This window comes from Brevundimonas sp. NPDC055812, assembly GCF_053616535.1.
Map to the genome: position 1 here is coordinate 451,623 of NZ_JBSHDX010000002.1, position 24,697 is coordinate 476,319.

A 24,697-nucleotide genomic window follows, 5' to 3' on the forward strand; every position below is an offset into this window, starting at 1 on the left:
CGTAACATTCATCAAGCGAGCATGAGGGAGATTGAAATGAGCGGCGAGGGGGCTTTGGCGGAGGCCGAGCGGGTGCAGGTCGAGGTCTGGCGAATGATCGGGCGGGTCTTCGAGACGTATCGGGCCAACGGTCTCAGTCAGTCCGATCTGGCGAGAAGGCTCGGCGTCCCGCGGGGACAGGTCTGCCTGTGGCTGAGGGATCGGGAGCGCATGACCCTGAAGGCGGCGGTGCGCCTGGCCGACGCCATGGGTCATGATCTCGAAGTGCGGCTGGTCCGCCGAGCGACGTTTCGCGCTGCCCGGGCCGAGGCGCAATGAGCCTGTTCGATCACGTGGAGGCGCTGCAGGGCGACATTCCGTGGGACCGTTTTCTGGACGCCGGGACAGGGGTCAACTCCAGTTTGTGGAGCACGGGTCTGGCCACGGAGGCCTGGACGGGGGTGACGGCTGCGGCCGGTCATGCGGAGCAGGTGCGCGCCTCGGTCGGGGAGCGTCTTCGGCCGCACGACCGGCTGCTGCTCGGCAACTGGACCGACGCGACCCTGCTGGAAGGCGAGGTCTTCGACACGGTGCTGGCCGATTATCTCATCGGCGCCGTCGAGGGCTTCGCGCCCTATTTCCAGCAAACCCTTCTGCGCCGGTTGAGGCCCATGACCGGGCGTCGCCTCTATGTCGTCGGCCTGGACCCCTACATCGTCGGACCGGCCGATACAGACGAGGCCCGAATGGTGCGTGAGATCGGCAGACTCCGCGACGCGGTCCTGCTCCTGGCGGACGAGACGCCCTACCGGGAGTATCCGGCGGAGTGGACGTTGAACGCGCTCGCCAGCGCCGGCTTCAGGGTGCTTTCAGCCCGTCGCTTTCCCAATCGCTACAAGGCGAAATGGGTGAACGGTCAACTGGATATGGCTGTGCGGCGCTTGCCCCGGGTCGCAAACGACGGGCTGGCCCGGAGCCTTGCCTCGCGGGTTGAAACTCTTCGCGGAGAAGGACTCGCGCTCTGTGCCGAGCGCAACGGTTTACGATGCGGCGCCGATTATGTGGTGGCTTGCGAGCCGAACTAGAGTCGCCTTCTCACTCTGACGCAATGACTGCTTCTGAAGCGATGTGGGCGTTGAATGTCGCTGACGTAGTCACGTCATGAAGCGGATCGCAGGTGTGAGGCATCGTCCCGATCCGGCTCCCGCAACCACCGTTCGTATAGCCGCTCTGGTTATACCGATATAGGCGCCAAAAACCCCGTAAGCTCAATGGCGCACGAGGTGTTTGCGTTTCTGCATTTGCGCCGCGCATTAGGCCGAAAAGACGGTCCAGACCACAACTCTGCCGAAACGAGCATCACAGCCCCGGGAGTAATCCACCTTCGTCAGCAGGCACGGGCTTGGCCGGATCGGCTGCCCGTTGAATGCCGTCTCTTCGGATCACACGCACCTCGAGCGTGTTTTCCGGGAGAGGCGCAAATATTTCCGCCTCATCCCTGGAAAGCGTCAGCCACTCCACCCCATCGGTCGGAGCCAGCGGGACGACGCTGCGTTTGTGGAATGGCGCGATATCTGGTCCGGGCTCGGTCGTGAGCATCGAGAAGCAGTCGTCTTTCACGATGCCCGCGATCCAATGCCAAGGGTGATCTCGCATCGTGAAGAAGAACCGGTCCATCCGTTTCACGCCCGGCTTTCGTGGCGCGCTGTGTTCGTAGAAGCCAGTTGCGAGGATCAATACCCGGTCGCTGCCCGAAAAGTCCCGGCCCTCGCTCCTGAAGTTGAAGACAGGTTTGCCGTTCGGCGCGCGCCAGGCCCAAGGCAACATTGAGCCGACGAGGTGGTCTCCTTTGAGGCGCACCGCCAAACCAAGGTCTTGAATCTTCAAGCTGGGCTTCGGGCCGAGGTCGTTAGGAATCCGCCCATCCTGCCACTCGAAGGGCATCTGCTTGGCTTTAGCGAGTTCCTCGCGAAACTTGGCCAATGCGATCTCGCGGGCGTACTCGTTACACATCGGGAATGACTCCCTGAAACAATCCTACTGGACCGTCGGGACCGCTTTGCGACAGTCATCCGCGCACTCGCGACACATCTCTGCGCAAAGACGGCAATGGTCGTGGTCGTGACGCTCGCACTCCTCTGCACAAAGATCACAGACGTTCGCACAGGTCTCGAGCATGGCGCGTAGAGCTTCGATATTCTGACCCGTGCGGCGGACCGCAAGTCGGGCGGTCGCATCGCAAACGTCTGCGCAATCCAGGCAGGACCGGATGCACTGCCGCATATCCATCGTCTCGGCGGAACAGGCGTCGGCGCACGACGTGCACATCAGGCTGCAGAACATCGCGTGGCGGGCGGCGTCGGCGAGCAGTTCGTTGAAATCGTCGCCGACATCCGGGTGAAGCTGGATCATCGTATGAATGGACATGGCCTGGGCCTCTCGTTTCTCAAGCGCCCCGCCCTGTCGAACTCCCGAGGTCGAAGATACGATCCGACTTGAAGGTTGAAGTCAGAGGTCGCCTTCGTGGAGGCCTCACCTGTTCGGCTGCCAGCGCTCGCGAAGCGGTCCGCTGCGCCCGGCGACTGGATCTTCATCAGGGATCGCGAGCGTCCGCATTCGCCGGCGCGTCTCGTCATTGGGCGCCTCTCGGCATATGTCCCAATCGTGATCCCTCGGATACGCCCCAACGACCATGAAATCGTCGCTGACCTCGACCCGGCGATGGCCGACGCCCACAGGGAGAATGAGCGCGTCGCCGGCGCGGACCTCGACCTCGCGGCCGCCGGGCCCGCCGAGCAGGAGCGTGCCATAGCCTGTCGCCACGCCGAGCGCTTCGTGGGCCGTTGAATGGTAGTGGTCATAGTCGAAGATCGTGTCGCGCCATTGCGGCGGCCAGCCGTGAACGGCGAACATCCGTTCGAAGCGTTCCGCGGCCTTTTTCCCCTCGGCATTGACGACGCCGCGATAGAGGAGGACCGGGAGCCGTTCGTTGTTCGGCAACCAATCGTTCTCATGAAGAATGAACTGTTCGGTCTCCATCATCTCCTCTCCTGAGCGGGAGGCGTCCGCCGCCTGCCTTTCGGCTCGCGGATCTCAATCCACACCGGCGCATGATCGCTCGTCTTCTCCCAGCCGCGCGGGCGGGTATCGACTTCGGCCGCCACAAGCCGAGCGGCGGCTGGCGGGTTCAAGAGGAGATGGTCGATCCTCAGCCCCGCGTTCCGTTCGAACGCGCCGCGCCAGTATTTCCAGAAGGTGTAGATGACGTCGTCGGGGTGCAGGCGGCGGACGGCGTCCGTCCACCCTTGGTCAAGCAATCTCTGGTAGGCGGCCTTCACCTCGGGGGCGAAAAGGGCGTCGTCGCGCCAGCGCTCGGGGGCATAGACGTCCTTATCCGTCGGCATGACGTTGAAATCGCCAGCGACGATGACGGGCGCGTCAAGACCAACCAGACTCGCCAGGTGGGCATGCAGACGATCGAACCAGCGCAGCTTGAAATCGAACTTCGGACCCGGTCGGGGGTTGCCGTTCGGCAGATAGAGGCCGGCGATAAGCACGCCGTTCACGGCCGCCTCGATGTATCGGCTCTGTACGTCGTCGGGGTCGCCTGGCAAGCCGCGTCGAGTCTCGTGAATCTCACCGATCCGGCTCAACAGCGCGACGCCGTTCCATCGGCTCTGACCGTGCCAAATCACGTCATAACCAAGATCGCGGATGGCGCTTTCGGGGAATTTTTCCTGGGGGGCTTTCAGTTCCTGCAAGCAGACGATGTCCGGTTGAGCCAATTCCAGCCACCGAACAAGGACAGGGAGGCGGCCGTTGACCCCATTCACGTTGTAGGTTGCGATCTTCACAGGTCGGGCAGCGCCTGATCAGCGCGTCCCCAGGACGACAGCGTCTTCAGACCGGCGCGCTTAAGCAGTTCGGCCTGATCGCCGACATGGAAGCGAGCCGGGCCTTCGATCGTCTCCATCTCCTTCCAGGTGATCGGCGCGGCGACAGGCGCACCTTCGCGAGCGCGGGCGCTGTAGGGCATGACGGCGGTCGCGCCGCGCTGATTGCGCAGGTAGTCGACGAAGATGCGTCCTTTCCGCTGGGCCTTCGGCAGGGCGGCTGTGAACTTGGTCGGCTCAGTCTGAGCGACTGCGATGGCAAGCCGCCGGGCGAAATCCTTCACTTCGGGCCATTCGGCCCGCGGCGTCAGCGGCGCAATGACGTGAACGCCCTTTCCGCCCGTCACCATGGGGAAGGTCTCCAGCCCGATCGTCTTCAGGATATCTCTGAAACGGAAGGCGGCGGAGCGCACGGCCTCGAAATCGAGACCTACGTCCGGGTCAAGGTCGAAGACTAGTCGGTCCGCCTTCTCGACGTCCTCGATGCGCGCGCCCCAGCCGTGGAATTCGATCGTGCCCATCTGCACGCAGGTCATCAGCCCATCGGCCGTGTCGATATAGAGGTAAGGTTCCTCCTCGCCGTCCTTCTCCTCGATCGCCACATGACGGACCGCCTCGCCGAAGCTGCCGGCGTCATGTTTTTGGAAGAAGCATTTCTTGGCCCGGCCTTGCGGGCATCGGACGAGGCTGATCGGACGGGACGCGATCCAGGGCAGCATGATCGGCGAGACGGCTGCGTAATAGTCTGCGAGTTGGCCCTTGGTGATCTGGCTCTCGGGATAGATGATCCGCTCGGCGTTGCTGATCGGCACGTTCACCGGCGATTCCGCCGACCTGACCGGCGTCGCCTTCTCGATCACAACGGCCTCAGGCTTCTTGTCGTCTCGCAGGCCGAGATAGCTTGGATGGCGCAGCGTGCCTTCGTTGGTCATTTCGGTGAAGGCGACCTCCGCGACGAGCTTGGGGCGTAGCCAATGGGCGCCGCGGACTTCCGAACGCGGCGCCTCGACCGTCGGCGTGTCTTGCTCGAGCGGACCCATGATGGACATGAGCCGCTGCAGTTCCTTCGCATCGAAGCCCGTCCCGACCTTGCCGGCATAGCGTAGAGCGCCGTCCTCGTTGACGGCGAGGATCAGGGAACGGAAAGCGCGGGATTTGTCCGAAGGCGTCCATCCGACCACGGCGAACTCCTGGCGCTGGATGCATTTGGTCTTAACCCACCCGGACGATCGCGCGCCGACGTAGCGTCCATCGGCCAGCTTTGACACCACGCCTTCCAGGCCCGCTGCGCAGAAGCTGTTCAACAGCTTTTCACCGCTCCCACGAATATGGTCGGAGTAGCGGAGTCGCTTCGGCTTCTTGGGCATTAGGTCGCGCAAAAGAGCCTTGCGCTCGAGCAGTGGCAGCCCCGTCAGATCCTCGCCGTTTAATTCGAGCAGGTCGAAGGCGACATAGTCGATCCTGGCGGGATCGCCTTTCAATGCGCCCTGAAGCGTCTGGAAGTCAGAGCGGCCTTCGGCGTCGAACACGACGGCCTCGCCATCCAGCAACGCGGACTCGACCTTCAAGCTCGCGGCCGCCTCGACGATTCCGTCGAATTTCTCGGACCAATCCAGACCCGAGCGAGTGAACGCTCGCGCGCGACCGCCCCCGATCGCGATCTCCAGCCGATAACCGTCATACTTCATCTCGTGCAGCCAGCGGTTGCCGCTTGGCACGGCGTCAACCAGCGTCGCGAGCTGGACCGGACGGAAGGCGGGGAGGGAGGTAGTGGACGCCGGGGCGGCGCGGGCCACGGTCAGGACCGACGATCGCCGCGGTCGCCTTGGCCGGGCTTGCTCTCGTGCTTCGCCTTCTGCCGACGGTCAGCGGCGAGCGAGCGGCCCACGTCGTCGGATTCCTTGAACTGACCCTTTTCATCGCGCCGGACGTAGCGCTTGTCCGAGCCCGTATCGATTAACTCGCGTTTGGACATGAAAGTCTCCTCTCGGGAGCGCAACGCGCCATCGGAGCGAAAGGTGCCGTCTGCTTATTGGCAGGCCTAGTCCATGCTCATCGGAGCGGGATAGGTGACGGTCTCGTCCAAACCAATTACGGCCCCGCCTGTCAGCCGAGCCGGTTCCAGACGACCGCGTCCCATGATGTGTAGAACCGGCTCGCCGCGCGCGAGTAGATTGTCGGCGATGAGCCTGCGGTGACATCGCCACCAGACCGCTTCGGAGCACATGATTGCGCAGCGCTGCTGGCGGCCGGCCTCGATCAGTCGTTCGAGCCCGTCACGAAACTCGTGTGAGAGGGCGTAGTCGGCATAGTTGTGGAAGCTCTTGTTTTCCCAATAGGCGTTCACGTCCGCGGGCACGTCTTTCACCCGCCCGCGTCGACCGCCCAGGGCGGCGCTATGTTCGTAAGAAATCTGAAAATCCGCCAAGACGTCCGGAAGCGTTGTCTTGTTGAACTGAGGATGGGTTCGGGACATCGGAATCTTCCTGACGTCCACCACCCGTTCGACATGCGCCTCCTGCAGCAGGGCGACGAAATCCTCAAAACTCCGGTTGGAGTGTCCGATCGTGTAGAACGGCAGCGTCACGCGTCGTGTCGCACATGATCCAGAGCGCTGCCCTTATGGGCGGCGATGTGATTCGTCTTGTCGCTCCTGATCTCGTGGGGAGCGGCTTCCGACGCGCGATGCGTGTGGCCTTTGTAATCAAAGTCGCGGGTGTGAATTTTGATGATCCGGCCCGACACGCGCCCCGCCTCGGAGTTCCAGCTGACGTGATCGCCGACGTCGAAAGTCTTGGCCATTCCTGATCTCCTAAAAGGACAATCAGGCTTTGCCGATTTCGTTCCCCCCATTTTCGGCGGCCCCCCTGCGATCCGTGTTGACTCTTGACGCTCGCGAGTAGAACAGAAAGGGAACATTTTAGCTCGCGGCAGAATTTGGAGTCTATGTCATCGCCCTCGAAACCCCTTCTCGATGCGCTACGCACTCGCATTCGTCGGATCGAGACGAGCGAGAAGCGGGACCGCGGGGTGTTGCCGTTCGGGATCGAGGCGGTGGATCGCCGGCTGCCTGGCGGCGGGCTCTCGCTGGGCGCGCTGCACGAAGTCGCTGGCGGCGGAGCAGGCGCGCTTAACGGCGCGGCGGCGGCGCTGTTCGCCGCGGGGATCATGGCTCGCTTGGAGGGGCCGGTCCTGTGGTGCGTAAGCCAGCGCGACCTCTTCGCGCCGGCGCTGGCCCAAGCAGGGCTTCATCCTGACAGGGTGATCTACGCCGAGATCGGCGACGACAAGGCCATGCTCGCCTGTTTCGAAGAAGGCTTGCGTCACGGCGGCCTCGCCGGCGTCGTCGCTGAGCTGTCCAAACTGCCGATGACCGCCTCGCGGCGTTTGCAGCTTGCGGCGGAAGCGTCGGGCGTGCCGGGTTTGGCGGTGCGCCGCTGGCGCAGACAGTCAGACGCCAGCGATTTCGGCCAGCCGACCGCGGCCGTCACGCGCTGGCGAGTCTCGGCCCTGCCTTCGGAACCCCTGCCTGTACCGGGTGTCGGCCGCCCCCGCTGGCTGGTCGAGTTGATCCGGTCCCGCGCCGGCGAATGCGCGGATTTTGTCCTGGAAGCCTGTGATGAGAAGGGTCGTCTCGCTCTCCCTGCCGACTTGGCCGACCGATCGGTTGCGCCGGTCGATGGGCGCATCCGCGCCGCCGCCTGACGCGCCGCTCGTGCTCGTCGGTCGCGACGGCCGCAAACGCATGGTGCTGGCGGCCGATGCGGCCGCTCAGGGACTCGGACTCCATCCTGGCATGGCGGTAGCGAAGGCTCAGGCTCTGGTCGCGGAGTTGACCGTGATGGACGCCGACCGGGAGGCCGATGATCGCGCGCTGGACAGGCTCGCGCTGTGGGTGCTGCGGCGCTATGCGCCGATCGTCGCGCCCGATCCGCCCGACGGCCTGATGATCGACATTGCTGGGGCCTCTCACCTTAAGGGCGGTGAGGCGGCCTTGCTCGACGACTTGACCGGACGGCTCGCCTCGGCGGGCATCCACGCGCGGGCGGTCGTCGCACCCTCCTACGGCGCGGCCCATGCGCTCGCGCGGTTCGGCGGTGGAGCCAGCGTGGTCGCTGACGATGAGGTCGCGGACCGGCTGAGCCCTTTGCCGATCGCCGCGCTGCGCCTGACGTCCGTTATCCTTGAGGCTCTGCGTCGGCTCGGTTTTGACCATATCGGCGAATTGGCCGCCGCGCCGCGCGCGCCGCTCGCCCTTCGGTTCGGACCCGAGGTCGGGCGGCGGCTCGATCAGGCCTATGGCCGCGTCGAAGAGCCGTTCGAATTGATGACGGCTGCGGAGTTGGTGCGGGTCGTGCGTGATTTCGCCGAGCCGATCGGCGCGCCGGAGACCCTGGCGCGCTACACCGGCAAGCTGGTCGTCCAGCTTTGCGAGGCGCTGGAGGAAAAGCGGCTCGGGGCGCGCAAGCTCGACCTGCTGTTTCACCGCGTCGACAATCGGGTCGAGGCGGTCCGCATCGGGACTGCCAAGCCGGTGCGCGACGTCCGGCGCCTGACCCGGCTCCTCTGCGACAAGATCGAGACCGTAGCGCCGGGGTTCGGAATCGAGCGCATGACGCTGACGGCCGCCGTGGCCGAACCGCTGCACTACCGGGCGGGCGCATCGAGCCTGGTCGAAGCCGCTCCCGCCGATGTCTCCGAACTGATCGACACCCTCGCCAACCGCATCGGTGCGGACCGCCTATATCGCCTCGCCCCGCGCGAGAGCGATGTGCCCGAGCGCTGCCTGAGCCGCCTTGCCCCTCTGGCTCCGGCGGATGGGCGCACCTGGCCTGTCGACTGGCCGCGGCCCTCGCGGCTGCTCGACCCGCCCGAGCTGGTCGAAGCTATGGCGCTGCTGCCCGACCATCCGCCCGCCGCCTTCACCTGGCGCGGCGAGCGGCGACGGGTGATGCGCGCCGATGGTCCGGAGCGGATCTTCGGTGAATGGTGGACGCGCGACGCCGAACTGGAGGCGGTGCGCGATTATTTCCAGGTCGAGGATGAAGCGGGCGAGCGCTTCTGGCTCTACCGGGCCGGCGACGGCGAGGACCCGCATACGGGCTCGCACCGCTGGTTTTTGCACGGGCTGTTCGGATGAGCGCGCGCTATGCCGAACTGCAATGCGCCTCGCATTTCTCCTTTCTGCGCGGCGCCTCGTCGGCCGATGAGCTTTTCAGCCAGGCCGCCGTGCTGGGGATCGAGGCGCTGGCGATCACCGATCGCAACTCGCTTGCGGGGATTGTGCGCGCCCACGAAGCGGCCAAGGCGACCGGCGTGCGCCTGATCGTCGGCGCTCGGCTGGTGCTCATCGACGGGACCGAGCTTCTGGTCTATCCCACCGATCGGCCCGCCTACGCCCGGCTGTGCCGTTTGCTCAGCCTCGGCAAGGGTCGTGCGGGTAAGGCGAAATGCGAACTCCATTGGGACGACGTCGCCGCATGGAACGAGGGTCTGATCGCCGTCCTGGTTCCAGACGAGGCCGATGACCTGACGGCGCGGCGGCTGCGAAGGCTCGCCGATCTCTTCGGCGACCGCGCCTATTGCGCCCTGACCTTGCGTCGGCGGCCGCGAGACTATCTTCGCCTGCACGGCCTCTCCAATCTGGCGTCGGCGGCGCGCGTGCCGCCCGTGGCGACCAACGATGTCCTGTTTCACCATCCCTATCGCCGCGTCCTGCAGGACGTCGTGACCTGCATCCGCGAGGGCGTGACGATCGACGACGCCGGTTTCGTCCGCAATCGCCACGCCGACCGCTATTTGAAACCGCCCGAGGAAATGGCCCGGCTGTTCCGCCTGTGGCCCGAAGCCGTCGCCCGCAGCGTTGAGGTCGCGGAGCGGTGCCGCTTCAGCCTGGATGAACTCGCCTATCAATATCCGCATGAGGTGGTCGAGCACGGTCTGTCGGCGCAGGCGACCTTGGAGAAACGGACCTGGGAAGGCGCAGCCGAGCGCTATCCCGAGGGCCTCCCGGGCGAGGTCGCCGCGACCCTTCGTCATGAGCTGACCCTGATCGCCAGCCTCGACTATGCACCCTATTTCCTGACGGTGGACGCCATCGTCCGGCAGGCGCGCAAGCTCGGCATCCTCTGCCAGGGGCGCGGATCGGCGGCCAACTCCGCCGTCTGCTTCGTGTTGGGCGTCACCTCGATCGATCCAGGCCGTAACGACCTGCTGTTCGAGCGCTTCGTCAGCCAGGAACGCAAGGAGCCCCCGGACATCGACGTCGACTTCGAGCATGAGCGGCGCGAGGAGGTGATCCAGTGGGTTTATGAAACTTACGGCCGTCACCGCGCCGCCCTCTGTTCGACCGTGATCCGTTATCGCGCCAAGGGCGCGCTACGCGACGTCGGCAAGGCGCTAGGCCTGCCCGAAGACATGATCGGCCTCCTGTCGAAGCAACTCGGCCATTGGGCGACCGAGGGGGCGGGCGAGAAGCTTGCGAGCGAACTCAATCTCAATATGGCCGACCGCCGATTGCGGCTGACTCTCGAACTCGCGCGCGAACTGATCGGCGCGCCGCGCCACCTGTCGCAGCATCCCGGCGGCTTCGTCCTGACAGAGGACCGCCTGGACGAACTGGTCCCGATTGAACCCGCCGCGATGGAAGACCGACAGGTGATCGAATGGGACAAGGACGATATCGACGCGCTGAAGTTCATGAAGGTCGACGTGCTGGCGCTGGGGATGCTCTCGTGCATGCGCCGGGGGTTCGATCTCCTTCGCGAGCACAAGGGCGTCGACCTCGATCTCGCGACCATCCCGGCGGAGGACCCGCGCACCTATGCGATGATCCGGAAGGCCGATACCCTCGGAGTCTTCCAGATTGAGAGCCGGGCGCAGATGGCGATGCTGCCCCGCATGAAGCCGCGCACCTTCTATGACCTCGTCATCGAGGTGGCGATCGTCCGGCCCGGTCCGATCCAGGGCGACATGGTCCATCCCTACCTGCGGCGGCGCGAGGGACGCGAACCCGTCGACTATCCGACGCCCGAACTGGAGCGGGTGCTGGGCAAGACGCTCGGCGTGCCCCTGTTTCAGGAACAGGCGATGCGCGTCGCCATCGAATGCGCCGGCTTCACCCCCGGCGAGGCGGATCAACTGCGCCGCGCAATGGCGACGTTCAAGCACACCGGCGGCGTATCGGCCTTCGGAGGCAAGCTGATCCAGGGCATGGTGGCGCGCGGCTATACCGAGGAGTTCGCCACCAGGACGTTCAGCCAGCTCGAAGGCTTCGGCTCCTACGGATTTCCGGAAAGCCATGCCGCATCGTTCGCACTCATCGCCTACGCCTCGTCATGGCTTAAATGCTGGCACCCCGACGTCTTTTGCGCGGCCCTTCTCAACGCGCAGCCGATGGGCTTCTACGCCCCGGCTCAGATCGTTCGCGACGCGCGTGAGCATGGCGTCGAGGTGCGACCCGTCTGCGTCAACGCTTCGCGCTGGGATTGTACGCTTGAGTCCACGGACCGCCCGGGCGCCTTCGCTGTCCGGCTCGGCCTGCGCATGGTCACAGGGCTGGCCAATTCGGACGGGGCGGCGCTCGTGGCGGGCAGGGATCGCCCTTACGCCGACATCGACGATGTATGGCGGCGCTCGGACGCCAAGGTGTCCGCGTTGGTGCGGCTGGCGGAGGCGGATGGTTTCCGCGCGGCCTTCGGTCTGGCGCGGCGCGAGGCGCTATGGGCGATCCAGGCGCTGCGCGACGAGCCCTTGCCCTTGTTCGCGGCGGCGGCCGGCGACGATGGACGGCCGCCGCCTGAGATCAACGAGGAGGCGGTGGCGCTGAAAGCGATGACCGCGGGCAGGGAGGTCGTAGAGGACTATCAGCATGTCGGTCTTTCGCTTCGTCGCCATCCGGTCGCCTTCCTGCGCGACGAACTGGCCGGCGAAGCCATCGTCACCTGCGCCCAGGCTCAGGGGACGCGCGACGGCCGCCTCACCAAGATCGCGGGTCTGGTGCTGGTGCGCCAGAAGCCGGGGTCCGCGAAGGGCGTCATGTTCATCACCATCGAGGATGAGACTGGAGTGGCCAATCTGGTCGTCTGGCCCGACATCTACGAGAAGCACCGCCGCGTGATACTCGGCTCGAGCATGATCGCCGTGCAGGGGTGCGTCCAACGCGAAGGCGACGTCGTTCACCTCGTTGCCGCGAAACTCTTCGACCTGTCGGACCGGCTGGGCCGGATCGGCGAGAAGGATGACGCTTTCCCGTTGCCGCAGGGACGTGGCGACGAGTTCCATCACGGATCGAGCGGCTTCGATGCGCGCGAGGGCAGGGGTCTGCGTATCAAGCCGCGGGATTTTCGCTAGTCCCGCGACGTTAGGATCGACAACGGATCCGAGGCGTTCCTCAGAATAAGAGAGCACGGCATGACGTTTGACGAAATCTGGACGCTTGAGAAAAGCCTCTGGCTCGGCGGTCGCGAAACCTACGCAGCGCTCCTGCATCCGCGCTGCCTGATGGCCTTCGCCGAGGTTGGAATCCTGGACGCTGAGACTGTCATCGATAGCATCACCGGACCGCGTTGGCGCGAGGTCACACCCAGCGACTACACAATCGCCCAAGCGAGCGCCGACCTTATTGTTATTGGCTATCGCGCGGCGGCTGATCGACCAGAAGCTCCTACCTACCGCTGCGTCTGCACGTCCACTTACCTCCTCTCCGAAGGTCGTTGGCTTATCATCCAGCATCAGCAAACCGTCGAGGCTTGATGTTTCTCGTAGCGCGTTGTCGCGACCAAGCCCAGGAGCCTGTACGTTTTGCAGCAAATCGCGAGTGCGGGCCTGGATCGGACTCGGGAGTCTATTTCACTACGGCTTGCGACTCATTGCGGTGGGTCGAAAGGTCCGCTTTGGGTTGTCCCGCGAAGAGTGACGGTATCGCCATCAAGATGCCGCGCAAGTCGGAGTTCGTGGCGACCTCAACGCTGGAGGGGTATCAGCTGGCGACTGTGACCGTGACCAACAAGGTTTCCACCGGTGGCGGCGTCGCCATGGCCGGAAACGTCCTCGTCGGGGGCATCCTTGGCGCCGGAATCGATGCGGGAACCGGCGCGATGCTCGATCTGACGCCGAACCCAGCGCACGTGGATCTCAGCCAAGAGCGCGCGCCAGCGACCGGTCGTCCGGAGTAGGAGCTCGACAGAAGAACGGCGGCTCCATCCGGGGCCGCCGTTTCCAATTGAATGAAGAGGTCACCTAGCCTGAGCAGTATGGAACAGAGAGCGTCGCGCGTCTTTCGATAGACACAACGAAGGAGCAAGACATGCCACACCAGAACACGTCATCGTCCAGCGCGACCGCTCAGAATGCCGCGACCGATCCGGCGGCTCCACGCGACCAGGCGACAGATCAGGACCGCAAAGAAGAACCTCGCTCCTACGCGGCATCGGATGTTTCCGACAGCTCGCTAGCCCCGCCCGCCGCCGGCGAGGTGTCCGACTATATGGACGAAGGGGAGGCCTTGGACGGAGAAGCCGTTCAGCAGGGCGCCAATCACGCGAACCGGCCCGACCGTACCGAGGCCATGGATTCTCAGGGCCCCAAGACCAGGGCGGCTAACCGCGACATCGTGCAGGGCAGGAACTGAAGCTTGGACGGCGGCTCTGCCCGGGCCGCCGTCCGACTGAACCTCGGTTGATCAGTCTGGGTTAGCGATCGGCGGCGTCGCCGGTGGAGCTTTCGCCGCTTCCTCCTCCAGCTTTCGGCGCTGGTCGGGGTTCTCATCCGGTTGAGGCGTAGTGACGCTGGGATCGGGCTCCCGTTCCCGGCGCTCAGCTTCGTCGGTCTCGCGTCTGGCTTGCTCCTGGAGGCTGTCTTTATCGGCGGGGCCGCGAGAGTTTGGGTCGTTTGGCGGGACGTCGGTCATGGTCATATCCTCTCTAGGGTTGCCCTTAACCAAGCGGTGGGCGCCGATCCCGTTCCAGCAGGCTGCCCCTTAGGTTCCAAACTCTAGCCTAGCTAACCAATGGCTCTTCTGCACCTGTGTCTTCCCCGTCGTATCGAACGAACGATAGCCGGCCATCGGGCTCCAGCACGCCCCATTTGATCATATCCAGCCGCTCGATCCCGGCCTTGCGCATTTCCGACAGGATTTCGTCCGTTCTGATGCGATCCTTGTGCAAAGCATCTTCGACGAGCCTGCCCCTATTGATCACGATCGCAGGCAGCGCCTCGCTGACGGTTTGAAACCATTTCAGCCGGTAGGTCATCACCGAGTCGATAAAGGTCAGGAACAGAAGGGTAGCGGCCCCGACCAAGGCTCCTGGGATAGACTCGTCGCCAGCCGTCAGGGACGGCGATACGATCTCGGCTATCATCAGAAGCGTGACGATCTCGAACGGCGACATCTGGCTAAGCTCACGCTTGCCAAGGAACCGAAACCCCGCTGTTAGAGCGACGAATATGATCGTGACCCGCACGATCAAATCCAGACCGTTGCTTTCCTCCGGCTCGATGACGCCGACAGCTCCGAGGAAAACCACGGCTGCGATAAGCGTGACGCCGAGAGCTTCTACCTTTCGTAAGCGTATTTTAGGCGGGACAGTCGCCAGCTTGGGCAGAGCACTCAGGTCCGCAAGATGGGGGGGGCTTTCATCTTTCCGCGTCCTTGCAGTTAAGCCGATAGCTTCACAACGCAGCGCGCGGTTTAGGGTTGGCTGTGTGCCTAATCGCACCCTCAGCAAAGGGGCGGTGTAGATTCAGGAGATTCAACCGTAACCATGCAGTCCTTGTGGGGCGTCGCCGGATAGGCAGGCCGACCTCGCCGCTGCGCATGACCGCGCGGTGGCGCTCGACGCCCAGGTCAGGAAGCTCACTGCTGATCTTTACGACAGGAACGAGACGCCGCTCTGGAGAAGGCGGAGCAGAAGGAAGGCGAGATCCGCCAACTCCAACAGGTGATCGCGTCGCTGCGCCGCTCGGAGGATATCGAATGACCGACACGCCCATCCAGGTCGCGAAACAACTCTCGGGCAGTTTCAGATGAAGCTGCGGAAGTTGATAAAGCTGGATGGTCGACCGGTGAAACCTCTTGGCGCATGTACAACAATAACTGAGGAGCAGGCTCGAAATCACGCAGCAAAGGAAATCAAGGCTTATAAGGCTCGCATGAGGCTTGAGGCTTGAGGCTTGCGGCGGAAGCGCGGGGCGAGAAAGAGCTCGCGTCTATCACTCGCGCATTGAAGTGAAGCCGGAAGGCCCGCCCCAATTAACGCGCCGCCGAGTTGCCGCCAAAGCCTGGCTGACGAGCATAAGAAAACCCGTCTGCCACATTGGGACTCAGACGGGCCTAATGAGCCGAGGCTCGTAGCTTAAGTGGGAGCCAGTGTTACAAGCGCAAGGCCCACAAGAAATTAATCAGCACCGCCTGCAATGATCGTCAGAACGGCCCAGATGATTACGGCCAGTGCGATCACACCCCCAAACGCGGCGGCGATTACGAGGCGCTTTTCAGCCGCAGTCAGCCTCCGATGATCCATTGGTCCGTGATCTCCGTTGGCGGTAGCCAGCGAACAGTACGCGTAGCACCATTGTGAAGCCGCAGGTGATAAACTTCTGTGCGCTCCAGAAGCGCCCTGTAATTGCTCGATATTAAATCTGGTAGAGCGCTCAACTCGAACCAAATAATATTTACCCTTGCTTGTCCCGTCTTTGTAGCTCACCGTCTGGATGTCGATATCTCTGCGTAACGCCCTATTTCTTTGCGACGCATCGAGATTTCCGTTTCCTTAGACCCGACAGCTCTCAGGACCTTTTCCTCAGGGCAATCTTTCTCGGAGGTCATGGAAATGGCTACTGGCATTATCAAATGGTACAATCCTACCAAGGGTTTCGGTTTTATCGCTCCTGACGCTGGCGGCGGCGACGTCTTCGTCCACGTCTCGGCTGTCGAGCGTGCTGGCCTCAGCGGCCTGAACGAAGGCCAAGCGCTGTCGTATGAACTCGAGCGCGACCAGCGCTCGGGTAAGACTTCGGCAGGTCAGCTGCAGGTCGTTTAAGCGAACGCGCCAGTTTAACGGCGCTATTGAGGCTCGCTCTCTTAGGAGGGCGGGCTTTCTCGTTTCTAGAGACGCTTTGACTTCCCGGAGGCTGTGAGGCGCCGGCAGCAAGAAGGCCCGACCGGCGGCCGGGCCTTTACGCGCTCTAGAAATGACGCGTCAGATACGCGGCCCACGGCCGCGCATGCCGCCCACAACTAGCGAGACGACGAACAGAATGACGGCGATGATGGCGATGAATTTCGCGATCTCGAACGACATGCCCGAGATGCCGCCGAAGCCGAGCACGGCGGCGACCAGGGCGATGATGAAGAAGATGATGGCCCAACGAAGCATGGATGGTCCTCTGGCGTGTTGATGACGGCGTGAACGTCGACGCCTCCGCCTCGATCGCTCCACCCGTCGGCCAACGTATCGGAGGCTTGAGCGTTCCGAGGGGCTGGAACCGTGCTATTCGACTTTGCAGCGACGTCCATTGGCGATCATTTGGAACCCGGCAAGCGCCCGCCAGTTGGCCTTTCGCAGCCTACCCCATCCTCGGGGCTGCCCTCTGTAGAACCGCCGAGCCCCTCGCCGGATGCCCCAAGCGCCGGCGAGGGGTTTTCAGTTCTGCAGGACGCCGCGCTCGATCAGAGCGAGGACGACGGGGTCCTGAAGGGAGGCGGCGACTTCGCGCGCGAATGCGCGGTGCGTCTCTGCCTCATCCATGATCAGGCGCTTGCTGCCGTCCCGATGCGACGAGAGACGAAAGGAAATCTTGCGCTGCTGCTTGGCCAGGCGCTCTATCCGAACGAGTTTCACTCCGGCCTGATCGCGCAGGGGGGCGCGTGAACTGACGACCATGATCGACCTCCTGAGCGAGCCGATAAAGCTCGGGAGGCGATAGACGGTTCCCGCGGACGGAACTCTTCCGCGCGGGGCCGGTTGGCACACAGCGTCGCGCTTGCTGGCCCCGTGCGGCGCTCCGGGGAGACGAGCGCCCTCCGCTGTTATCCTGGCGGCGGAGTGGCGCTCAACCCGCCGGCAGAAGATCTCGATAGGGTTCGCCTCGATCGCCTGCCTCGGCTCTGGTCAGCACCTTGGTTTCCTGCTGCGATCCGACGTGGATGACGATGTCCCGATGGCGCAGGCCGTCGTGCAGAGCCGTGCACTTGGCCCGCACAGCAGACAGCACGTTGACCCAGTGGTCAGTCTCGACCGTGATCAGGCCCGGCAGAAGGTTGGGGTCATCGCCAGCCGCTGCGGCCATAGCGTCGAGAGTGTCGTTCAGTTCGTCGGGCGTCATGGCTCCGCGTGTAGCTGAGTCGCCCTGTCGGGGCCTAGCGTTGGCGCCGCAGCAGGCGCGCCGCCTCTTCCTTCCACAGCGCCCGAAAGCGCAGGATGATGGACGCGGGCAGGTTGGCCGCCGCGCGCGATCGGCGGTGAAGGTCACGGGCCTCGGCTTCGAAGCGGGCCGCCTTGTGCAGATCGGTCTCGGCTGTCATGGCGATTCCGGCCAGACTTTCTGCACCGTCAGCGATCCGGCCGGGCAGGGCTGCAGCATGAGGTCTTCAGCCGCGCTGACGTCCAGCCAGTGGACGCCAGCGCCCGGCGGCAAGAGGACGATCTGGCGGTCGTGGTGTGGCGCGACGTCGGGGCCTGGGGCCCGGGAGCCCATTCCAGTACGGCTTTTGACTCAAAGGCGAACTTTGGAAGCTCTGCTTTCGGGCGGCCTCTGGCGCATGCGGGCCCGCGACTCCCCGGGTGTGATTGCCATCAGATATAAAATCGGAAGGGCAATGGAGCGGTGGCGTCTGTCGGCCCAGCTGTGAGTATCTCACCCGTTAGGTCGGCAAAACGCAGCGTGACTGGCAATCCATCCGCGAAACTGGCGTTGTTGAAGTTTAGCTTGGTCAGCCCCATCAGGTCAGTGAGCACTTGGCGGATGTCCGCCTCGCCATGGACGATGTCCACAGTGATGGGGTTCGGCACCTCCCGGCCCGGATAGGTGTTAAGCCGAGGCGTGAAGCCGGTTGTCCAGAGATAGGCGCGACGATCCGAAGCGAGGATGGCGGTCCCCCTCAAGACCGGCCGACTGCCGTAGCGAAACAGCTTCAGCTCATTCTGACGGCGGATGCGTATGCCGATCAGTTTGGTCTCCGGCGGCACCGTCGATTGGAAACCCTCCCATTCCGCCGTCTCGAACCAGGTCTTGCCGTGAATGAACAATTTGGATGGCGGGCGGCCGTGCATCTCGGTGTAGGAGGCAATCACCATGCCCATCAGTTCCGCGGCCTTCTCGCGGCTCAGGTGGAAGCTGTGATCGGTGGATGAGAACCAGGGCCCGACGGCGCCCTTGAAAACCACGCCTTCGCCGGAATCCAGAAACATCTGAGCTCCGCAACAGGCGTTGTCGCGGCCCTTGGCGCTCTCGATGTGCTTGAACACCAGCCCGACATAGCAGACCCCCTCCCGGACTTCCGCTACCCGCCACGGACGGCCCCCCGCCTTGTAAAAGCTGGTGGTGGCGAGATTCCAGGCCACCGAGGCCGGATCTTGCAGCGACCTGCGGGCCCCCTCCTCGAACTCGGACGGCGTCAGGGTCGTTTCCCGAACCACCTGCAACACCTGTCCCGTGTCGAGCAGACGAGCCTTCAGCTGATTGTGGAAGTTGAGCTCGTACTCATAGAGCGCGGCGGCCTCCATCTCTTCGATGAACAGTGAGCCTGCGGACAGGATGGATTTCGCCGCGCGACGACCGATGGTGCCTGACGCCTTCTCCCTCTGATCGCGGGGCACGACGGATTTTGGACGACCAAAGCGATGCACCTCTTCGGGTATGACCGCGAACCAGAACTGCGGTCGGCCTTCCTGCTCGCGCAGATACTTCCGCAAAGCGTCGCCATAGACATCGACCGCCCGGAAAATCCCGTCATGCCGATCCTCGCTGCGGATACTGCGGCTCAGAAGGTCGCCGTCGATCTTGATCTTGGCGAAGGGCGTCGCGGGCCAAGGCACGCCGAACGCGGCCTGAAACCCTGGCCACATCGTCTTGTTCTCTTCGCGGCCGCTGACCGGAGCTGCGATCGTCGAAGCCAAGGCCCTGACCCAGGTTTCATACCGCCTGATGCCGTCCGATGTCCCTATCACGCCCACATCCATGCGCGCGGGGTTCTGGTTGGACGCCGGCGGGCCGAACAGAAACAGACCATCCTTTGGATGCTCGGTCTTCTGGTTGAAGCCGAAGCTGAGCAGCGGTTCGTCGATGTGGGTCACCGTCCAATCGCTCATTCTTCGCCCTCCGCGTCGGCCTCGAATACGCCGTCGTCCTCATCATCCTCCGGTTCGTCCGGATCGTCGGCGTCGTCTTGGAACTGCAGATCTCCGACGATGTGTCTCTGAGCGGTCAGCTGCAACAGCCGGCCGGCGAGGATCAATTTCTGGCCGCCGTCCAAGGGGATGACGCAGTCCGTCTGTCCATCCGCCAGCCACGCGACAAATGCCTCCTGCAGCTGACGCCAGTGCTGGTTCCACCAGTTTTTACAGAAGCGCCGGCGTATCGGCGTGGTTCGCTTCGGGTCCGAGATCGCAACCTGCCCGTCGTCGGAGAAGGCGACATAGGGCTTGAACCGAACGAACGCCGGCGGCCCGAGGACGACGGTGACCTTCATCGCCAGATGCCAGAAGACACGGTTCCGCTCGCTGCGACCGACGACCTTTTTGTAGGTCCGTTTCCCGGACGCGGCCGTGTAGGTGACTTTGTTGCTGGCGAGGAGATCAGCCGGGAAATAGAAGGCCGATCCGGCCCGCTGCTCCAGAGTCTTGAGGCCTCGGTTCAACAGATGCCGCTCAACATGCTGCCGGAGAAGAGCCGTGGCGATATTGTGGGCGTCGCCGCGCTTAGGGCTCGTGACGTCGACTGAGGGGCCTTTCAGAAAATCCTGCAACCGACGCTCGGCTCGGGGCTCGGCGACAAACGGGGTCGGCAAGGCCGAATTGACCTCATCCAGATCGGCGAAGGTCAGAAGCAGTTGGTAGAAGACCGAAAACGGGATCCCGCTCGTGCGCAGCGACTGCGCGACGACAGCGGCGTCCGCGTTGACCTTCAGGTAGCGCAGGGTCGAGGGCAGGGCGTTGACAGGAGACAGGCTGGTCAGCACGGGCTCCGGCTCGACGTTGACTAGGGCCGAGGTCTTGGCCGCATCCTGCCGCCATAGTTCGAACTCGGCGGTCTGGTCGTGCTCGATGCGCGGCACGTTGGCGGTTTCGAGCGTGTCGAGCAGCTCAACGAGCTTTGGGCCCCAGCCTTTGCTGAAGTCGATCGCGTTGAGCTGATGCACGAGGATGGGGAAATCGGCGAAGCCGACGTCGTCGATCCGAACAGGGATGATGAAGGCGGGATCAGCGAGCGCCTTACGAATCGCGTCGGCTACGGAGAGCTCGTTTCTCACACCCTGACGTTGGGGATCGACGCTGGCCTGCGACGCCACGAAGATGACCTTGCAGGCGTGTTCTCGAAGCGCTTCCTCGATGGTGCTCCAGAACGGCGTTCCACCCTTCAAGCCGAACATGTCGGCCCACACCTTATAGCCGTGGCCTGTGAGCCTCGCGCCGAGCCACCGGACGAAATCGTTATCGTCCGGAGTAGCGTGGCAGATGAAGATGGTGTCCCGATACATGTCGCCGCCGAATCAGTTCAACCCAGTCTAGTCAGGTTCACACTGCGAACCGCCAGTTGGGTTCACAGCCGCCGCTTTTGGACAGATCACTCTCCGGCGGACCAACTCGAACTGTCGGACCGCTTAAACCCGCTCCTATCCCCACTTGATGTAGCCGGCGGAGAGCTTCTGGAACTCGATCGAATTCACACAGGAAGCGTCCGTCTCGATCCGGGCGATCAGGTAATCAAGGCATTCGGCGATCCGCTGATTGATGACGACGCCTCGAACAACTTGGAGAGCTTTGTGAGCTTGCGCACGGCATCGCTCATTGCTCAGCCGCGCCTTGATTTCGTAGGACGACGACAGCGAAGCCATTACATGCGGGGCGTATTTATCTCCCGCGATAGCGAGAATCTGGTCGTAGAACCCCTTCGCGCCGGGCGAAACACCGGAATTGTAGGCCACGCCGTTGCCGAGACGACAGGTCATCACGACCGTGAACATCCGGTTGGCCAGGTGCTCGATAACCGCCCCTTGGTCTGGAACGTAGGAGGCAAGCTCGAGCGCCACCGACGGTTCGTGATGGAAGTTATCCCAGGCATTATGAGTATTGAGAAGATTAGTGATCAACCCATCGATAATGATGGCGCGTTCGGAGGGCGAGCGGAACGCCTGACCGCCGACCACCTCGAAGAACTGCGCGCCAAGCGCATGCTTGTCCTTGTACAGATTGACGTTGTAGCCCTCGAGCACGATCCCGAGTTTGAACTTGGTGTCGTCATCGCACGCAGCCCAAAGCTTGGGCGCAAACAGCGTGATGTTCTTGCGGACTGCCGGGTCTGTGTCAGGCGCGACGTACAGGCCGAACACCGTGCGGATGAGGTTTCCGCACAGATGGGTCGGCAGTTCGATAATCTTGGCCTCGATCGAAGCCTTCGCAGTCGGGTCGAGCGGGCCGTTCAAGGTCTTTAGATTGGAGACGAAGCTCTGCAGCTGGAGTGCCGCCGCCGTTGGATTTTCGTTCAGGACATCCTGGACGCAGTTCTGCAGGTAGCCGAGCAACTCAAACGCGTTGATCGAGTAGGTCGTAGGGTGCGAAATGCCGTTGTCATTCCGCATGTCGAGGATGTGCTTGAGCTTCTTGTAGGTGGTATCGGAAATCAGCTCGAGTTTGCGGCAGCTATCGAGCAGGACCGAGTCCTTGAGCGCTGACAGATGTTCCTCGGTCGAATACAGTTCGCGGGCCTTGCTGCCGCCAACGGCTGCATCGAAGAAGATGTCCAGCCCATACATGACCGCTTTTGCGCGCAGCTTAAGAACGACCTCGTTCCAGATGGCGTTGAGCGAGTAATCGAATAGACCGAAGCCAGCACCGATCACGAACTTGGAAAGATACCGCGCATCCTTGCGATGCTCGGCCGGAATCGAGGCGATGAGTTCGCCGAGATTGGTCCCGATGATGGCGCGCTGACTTTGATCGGCGATGATGTTTTCGGACGGCAGCCCCATTTCCTCGAGGAAACTAACCAGCAGCTGGGCCTGGGGATCGATGAGTTCGTTGGATTTAATGGGGACCAGACCGGCCATAAGATTTCCTGTTTTCTGGTTTGCTTGACCAACCCGAGGTTGAGCTTGGCCTTAATGTCGGTGATCGCCGGCCGATTTTCAACGATTAGCGCATCGCAACGGAGCGGCTTTGCGTTGCCGGCGGACCTTCGGAGACGCTGCAGTGCAATCAGCGTTCGGGGATCAAAACTACTGCGGGTGCGCGGGTGAATGTCGGCATCTGGGCAGGATTTGAATTTCCGCTGCTGGCGCGGTGCCGCCGTCAGAAGGTATCTATTAGGCTTGCGTAGTCTGTCGCCTGCATCACATTGGCGAGCCAGACAGGAGCGACCTTGCCCAGCCTATTCTTTTCCTATTCGCACGCTGATGAAGGCCTGAGGGATCAGCTCGAAAAGCAGCTGGCTATGCTCAAGCGTCAAGGCGTGATCGAGACCTGGCATGATCGTCGGATCGGCGCAGGCCGGAACATCGACCACGTCATCGACGAGCACATCAACGGCGACAAGATAATCCTTCTTCTCGTCAGTCCCGATTTCATCGCATCCGACTATTGCTACGAGATCGAGATGAAGCGGGCGATGGAGCGCCACGACGCCGGCGAAGCCATCGTCATTCCGGTGATTCTGCGTGCCTGCGACTGGCATCACGCGCCATTCGGCAAGCTCAATGCCACTCCTCGCGACGGTAGACCGATCACCCAATGGCCGGACATCGACGACGCCTTCCTACAAGTTGCTCAAGCAGTAAGAGGTGCGGTCGAAAGCCTCACCAAAAAAGCCGGCGACCGAGCCCCACCAACGCTGAATCCAGCAGCGCCTGCTGCAGGAGTGGTCGCTGATCTCGCAGTTCCTCGTTCCAGCAATCTGCGGCTGGCGAAGGCGTTCACCCAGAAGGACAAAGACCAGTTTCAGGCCGAGGCGTTCGATTTCATCGCCCGGTTCTTCGAGAACTCCCTCAACGAACTTGGGCGGCGCAACGAAGGCGTAGAGGGCTCATTCCGGCGGGTGGATGCGAACCGCTTTTTTGCTACCATCTACAAAGAGGGCCGGGATGTCGCTCGCTGCACCATCTACATGGGAGGCGGCGCGTTCGGCGGCGGCATCAACTACCTTCAAGGCCATTCCTCAGACAGCCACTCCCTCAACGAGTCACTCTCCGTTCATGCTGATGACCAAGCTATGTATCTCCGCCCGATGGGGATGGCTTTCATGGGCGGAGAGCGCGATCCGAAGCTGTCTCTCGAAGGCGGTGCGGAGTTCTTCTGGGACATGCTGATCCGTCCACTCCAACAAGGCTGGTGAGATGCTCTCTCCTGAAGAATTTGCTGTCGGAACTGTCGAGGACGCACCGCCGGGGAGTATCGTGCTTCCTCGGAGCAAATACGAGTCAGTTGTGCTGATCTGTGAGGGTGAGGAGGCACCGGTCGCAGTATTCCTCGGACCGCAGGACGGGTTCCGGTTCTTCGAGGCGAAAGGGACAGATCGGTGGGGCGGAATGATCGTTCCGAACATTCGCGTCGAGGTCGATGAGGCGAGTCTCTTCAATCCGGACGTCCACGGCAATCACCCGGGAGTGCTCGTTAGGGAAGGGCCCAAGCTCACCATTCGCGGTACGGCGCAACACTCGTTTGGCCGTACCGTGCCCGTCACCGTGGCGTCAGGGCTCCCCGATGGGAAAGGGGCTGCGGCTTTCACAAGATGGCAGGTTGTCGTCGGCCGGGGCGATGAAAAGCGCGTACTTCACAAGGTGGATCTTGGCGATCCGCCAAAAGAGTGAACCATCTTGAGTTGGAACGCCCGCTCTAGGCTGGGGGCCCAAGTTCTGCTCCTGGCGCATTCTGACACGCGCTCATCATTGACAAAGAGCGTTTCAAGCTGCTCCTGCTAAGAGACCTAAGTTGGGCTTTCCCGATGAACCGCATGATTGTCGGCGATAGCAGCCGCAACGTGGACCTTACCTCACCATCGCAGCTGGTGTTCGCAGCGAGCGAACTGGCGTTCGAACCGATGGCGACCTACCTAACTGCTCTGCATGGGTTTGTAAGTCTGCTCGATATCTACAAGCCCGGTCCTGAAGGACCTGCGCCGTGGCGCCCAACCGACGTTGCGATCTTTGATGGCGCAGCCTGCGACGTGAGGCTGGTTTGGTCACCCCATCACGTCGTTGTGCCTATGCTCCTGAATGCGTGGCCCGTGACCGTGGAGTTTCAGTCATTTTCGGCTGATCCGATCCCGCCGGGGTCGGTGCTTAATCTAGGCGTCTTCGAGCATTTCATCTTCGGGCTTGGCCAGCAGTTGCTCACCAACTTCGTTGAGGGGCGTAAGGCGGTCCTGAGATCCACCTATGGCAAGGTGACTAATTGGCCGCCGATTTGGAATTTCGGTCGTGTCGTGCGGAATGCGATGTCACACGGTGGGCGCATTCGGATCGATGATAGTTCCGTAGTCCATTGGCGAAACCTGACTTACTCGGACGCCGACAACGGCAATCCGATCATCAACGTCGATCTCTGGCCGGCCGACCTCTTTATCCTCGTGAAGGAGATGGAAGCGGCTTTGCCAACGCCATAGATTTGTAG

Annotated in this window: 30 protein-coding genes; 13 read left to right on the plus strand and 17 right to left on the minus strand. The window is 62.8% G+C overall.

The annotated features are described in order from the left end of the window. The first annotated feature begins 21 nt into the window (after positions 1-21). Positions 22-318, plus strand: coding sequence for an XRE family transcriptional regulator (locus ACWGL1_RS05195; RefSeq protein ID WP_452111356.1), 297 nt, complete (start codon positions 22-24; stop codon positions 316-318). Next, positions 315-1,064 (plus strand): class I SAM-dependent methyltransferase, encoded by a 750-nt coding sequence (locus ACWGL1_RS05200; protein WP_452111357.1) that lies wholly within the window; start codon positions 315-317, stop codon positions 1,062-1,064. The genes ACWGL1_RS05195 and ACWGL1_RS05200 overlap by 4 nt, the downstream gene beginning before the upstream one ends. Before the next feature lie 274 nt (positions 1,065-1,338). Here ACWGL1_RS05200 and ACWGL1_RS05205 read toward each other — a convergent pair whose 3' ends face one another. The 8 genes from ACWGL1_RS05205 to ACWGL1_RS05240 all read right to left on the minus strand — a co-directional run bounded on the left by ACWGL1_RS05205 (position 1,339) and on the right by ACWGL1_RS05240 (position 6,674). Further along, entirely contained in the window at positions 1,339-1,992 is a 654-nt protein-coding gene (locus ACWGL1_RS05205) for an SOS response-associated peptidase family protein (RefSeq protein ID WP_452111358.1), read from the minus strand. 24 nt (positions 1,993-2,016) lie between these two features. After that, positions 2,017-2,406 carry a four-helix bundle copper-binding protein gene (locus ACWGL1_RS05210; RefSeq protein WP_452111359.1) on the minus strand — a complete coding sequence of 130 codons (390 nt, stop codon included), beginning with the start codon at positions 2,404-2,406 and terminating at the stop codon, positions 2,017-2,019. A 105-nt stretch (positions 2,407-2,511) separates the two neighbouring features. Continuing rightward, positions 2,512-3,021: a hypothetical protein gene (locus ACWGL1_RS05215; RefSeq protein ID WP_452111360.1), complete on the minus strand. Its 510-nt coding sequence runs from the start codon at positions 3,019-3,021 to the stop codon at positions 2,512-2,514. After that, entirely contained in the window at positions 3,018-3,833 is an 816-nt protein-coding gene (xth, locus tag ACWGL1_RS05220; protein WP_346522883.1) for an exodeoxyribonuclease III, read from the minus strand. The genes ACWGL1_RS05215 and xth overlap by 4 nt, the downstream gene beginning before the upstream one ends. Next, a complete protein-coding gene (gene ligD, locus ACWGL1_RS05225) occupies positions 3,830-5,668 on the minus strand; it encodes a DNA ligase D (RefSeq protein WP_452111361.1) in 1,839 nt (612 codons plus the stop codon). Before ligD ends, xth begins: the two co-directional genes overlap by 4 nt. A 2-nt stretch (positions 5,669-5,670) precedes the next feature. Then, positions 5,671-5,847, minus strand: coding sequence for a hypothetical protein (locus ACWGL1_RS05230; protein WP_145915895.1), 177 nt, complete (start codon positions 5,845-5,847; stop codon positions 5,671-5,673). A 66-nt stretch (positions 5,848-5,913) separates the two neighbouring features. After that, positions 5,914-6,459: a DUF488 domain-containing protein gene (locus ACWGL1_RS05235; RefSeq protein WP_346522886.1), complete on the minus strand. Its 546-nt coding sequence runs from the start codon at positions 6,457-6,459 to the stop codon at positions 5,914-5,916. Continuing rightward, positions 6,456-6,674 carry a hypervirulence associated TUDOR domain-containing protein gene (locus ACWGL1_RS05240; protein ID WP_346522887.1) on the minus strand — a complete coding sequence of 73 codons (219 nt, stop codon included), beginning with the start codon at positions 6,672-6,674 and terminating at the stop codon, positions 6,456-6,458. Before ACWGL1_RS05240 ends, ACWGL1_RS05235 begins: the two co-directional genes overlap by 4 nt. 144 nt (positions 6,675-6,818) lie before the next feature. On the opposite strand from ACWGL1_RS05240, the gene ACWGL1_RS05245 reads away from it, so the two are divergent. From ACWGL1_RS05245 to ACWGL1_RS05270, 6 genes are all read left to right on the plus strand, one after another. After that, positions 6,819-7,577, plus strand: a complete 759-nt coding sequence (locus tag ACWGL1_RS05245; RefSeq protein WP_346522888.1) for an ImuA family protein — start codon at positions 6,819-6,821, stop codon at positions 7,575-7,577. After that, positions 7,552-9,012 carry a DUF6504 family protein gene (locus tag ACWGL1_RS05250; protein ID WP_452111362.1) on the plus strand — a complete coding sequence of 487 codons (1,461 nt, stop codon included), beginning with the start codon at positions 7,552-7,554 and terminating at the stop codon, positions 9,010-9,012. Before ACWGL1_RS05245 ends, ACWGL1_RS05250 begins: the two co-directional genes overlap by 26 nt. Next, positions 9,009-12,224 (plus strand): error-prone DNA polymerase, encoded by a 3,216-nt coding sequence (locus ACWGL1_RS05255; protein WP_452111363.1) that lies wholly within the window; start codon positions 9,009-9,011, stop codon positions 12,222-12,224. The genes ACWGL1_RS05250 and ACWGL1_RS05255 overlap by 4 nt, the downstream gene beginning before the upstream one ends. Before the next feature lie 60 nt (positions 12,225-12,284). Beyond that, positions 12,285-12,626 carry a nuclear transport factor 2 family protein gene (locus ACWGL1_RS05260; RefSeq protein ID WP_269298575.1) on the plus strand — a complete coding sequence of 114 codons (342 nt, stop codon included), beginning with the start codon at positions 12,285-12,287 and terminating at the stop codon, positions 12,624-12,626. A 179-nt stretch (positions 12,627-12,805) separates the two neighbouring features. Next, positions 12,806-13,048 carry a hypothetical protein gene (locus ACWGL1_RS05265; RefSeq protein ID WP_269298577.1) on the plus strand — a complete coding sequence of 81 codons (243 nt, stop codon included), beginning with the start codon at positions 12,806-12,808 and terminating at the stop codon, positions 13,046-13,048. Between the two features lie 131 nt (positions 13,049-13,179). Next, the gene (locus ACWGL1_RS05270) at positions 13,180-13,503 is read left to right on the plus strand and encodes a hypothetical protein (RefSeq protein ID WP_253107941.1); all 324 of its coding nucleotides are present in this window, start codon (positions 13,180-13,182) and stop codon (positions 13,501-13,503) included. Between the two features lie 51 nt (positions 13,504-13,554). Here ACWGL1_RS05270 and ACWGL1_RS05275 read toward each other — a convergent pair whose 3' ends face one another. After that, positions 13,555-13,788: a hypothetical protein gene (locus ACWGL1_RS05275; RefSeq protein ID WP_343829357.1), complete on the minus strand. Its 234-nt coding sequence runs from the start codon at positions 13,786-13,788 to the stop codon at positions 13,555-13,557. 82 nt (positions 13,789-13,870) lie between these two features. Next, positions 13,871-14,398 (minus strand): DUF421 domain-containing protein, encoded by a 528-nt coding sequence (locus tag ACWGL1_RS05280; RefSeq protein ID WP_452111364.1) that lies wholly within the window; start codon positions 14,396-14,398, stop codon positions 13,871-13,873. 1,305 nt (positions 14,399-15,703) lie between these two features. On the opposite strand from ACWGL1_RS05280, the gene ACWGL1_RS05285 reads away from it, so the two are divergent. Next, positions 15,704-15,913, plus strand: coding sequence for a cold-shock protein (locus tag ACWGL1_RS05285; protein ID WP_200165182.1), 210 nt, complete (start codon positions 15,704-15,706; stop codon positions 15,911-15,913). 159 nt (positions 15,914-16,072) lie between these two features. Here the strand turns inward: ACWGL1_RS05285 and ACWGL1_RS05290 are convergent, their stop codons facing one another. After that, positions 16,073-16,249, minus strand: coding sequence for a DUF1328 domain-containing protein (locus tag ACWGL1_RS05290; protein ID WP_200165181.1), 177 nt, complete (start codon positions 16,247-16,249; stop codon positions 16,073-16,075). A gap of 111 nt (positions 16,250-16,360) precedes the next feature. Here ACWGL1_RS05290 and ACWGL1_RS05295 point away from each other — a divergent pair, with 111 nt between their 5' ends. After that, positions 16,361-16,744 (plus strand): hypothetical protein, encoded by a 384-nt coding sequence (locus tag ACWGL1_RS05295; protein ID WP_452111365.1) that lies wholly within the window; start codon positions 16,361-16,363, stop codon positions 16,742-16,744. A 181-nt stretch (positions 16,745-16,925) separates the two neighbouring features. Here ACWGL1_RS05295 and ACWGL1_RS05300 read toward each other — a convergent pair whose 3' ends face one another. From ACWGL1_RS05300 to ACWGL1_RS05325, 6 genes are all read right to left on the minus strand, one after another. Continuing rightward, positions 16,926-17,198 (minus strand): hypothetical protein, encoded by a 273-nt coding sequence (locus ACWGL1_RS05300; RefSeq protein WP_343829361.1) that lies wholly within the window; start codon positions 17,196-17,198, stop codon positions 16,926-16,928. A 34-nt stretch (positions 17,199-17,232) separates the two neighbouring features. Continuing rightward, a complete protein-coding gene (locus tag ACWGL1_RS05305) occupies positions 17,233-17,397 on the minus strand; it encodes a hypothetical protein (protein WP_452111366.1) in 165 nt (54 codons plus the stop codon). Next, complete coding sequence (locus ACWGL1_RS05310; protein WP_452111367.1) at positions 17,394-17,570, minus strand: hypothetical protein; 177 nt, start codon at positions 17,568-17,570, stop codon at positions 17,394-17,396. Before ACWGL1_RS05310 ends, ACWGL1_RS05305 begins: the two co-directional genes overlap by 4 nt. 98 nt (positions 17,571-17,668) lie before the next feature. After that, positions 17,669-19,183: an argonaute/piwi family protein gene (locus tag ACWGL1_RS05315; protein WP_452111368.1), complete on the minus strand. Its 1,515-nt coding sequence runs from the start codon at positions 19,181-19,183 to the stop codon at positions 17,669-17,671. Beyond that, positions 19,180-20,571, minus strand: a complete 1,392-nt coding sequence (locus ACWGL1_RS05320) for a toll/interleukin-1 receptor domain-containing protein (RefSeq protein ID WP_452111369.1) — start codon at positions 20,569-20,571, stop codon at positions 19,180-19,182. Before ACWGL1_RS05320 ends, ACWGL1_RS05315 begins: the two co-directional genes overlap by 4 nt. A gap of 135 nt (positions 20,572-20,706) precedes the next feature. Then, positions 20,707-22,140 carry a hypothetical protein gene (locus ACWGL1_RS05325; protein ID WP_452111370.1) on the minus strand — a complete coding sequence of 478 codons (1,434 nt, stop codon included), beginning with the start codon at positions 22,138-22,140 and terminating at the stop codon, positions 20,707-20,709. A 311-nt stretch (positions 22,141-22,451) separates the two neighbouring features. Here ACWGL1_RS05325 and ACWGL1_RS05330 point away from each other — a divergent pair, with 311 nt between their 5' ends. The 3 genes from ACWGL1_RS05330 to ACWGL1_RS05340 all read left to right on the plus strand — a co-directional run bounded on the left by ACWGL1_RS05330 (position 22,452) and on the right by ACWGL1_RS05340 (position 24,689). Then, on the plus strand, positions 22,452-23,420 hold the full coding sequence (locus ACWGL1_RS05330; RefSeq protein ID WP_452111371.1) for a toll/interleukin-1 receptor domain-containing protein: 969 nt from the start codon (positions 22,452-22,454) through the stop codon (positions 23,418-23,420). 1 nt (position 23,421) lies between these two features. Beyond that, positions 23,422-23,895: a hypothetical protein gene (locus ACWGL1_RS05335; RefSeq protein ID WP_452111372.1), complete on the plus strand. Its 474-nt coding sequence runs from the start codon at positions 23,422-23,424 to the stop codon at positions 23,893-23,895. Between the two features lie 134 nt (positions 23,896-24,029). After that, positions 24,030-24,689, plus strand: a complete 660-nt coding sequence (locus ACWGL1_RS05340; protein ID WP_452111373.1) for a hypothetical protein — start codon at positions 24,030-24,032, stop codon at positions 24,687-24,689. Positions 24,690-24,697 lie beyond the last annotated feature (8 nt).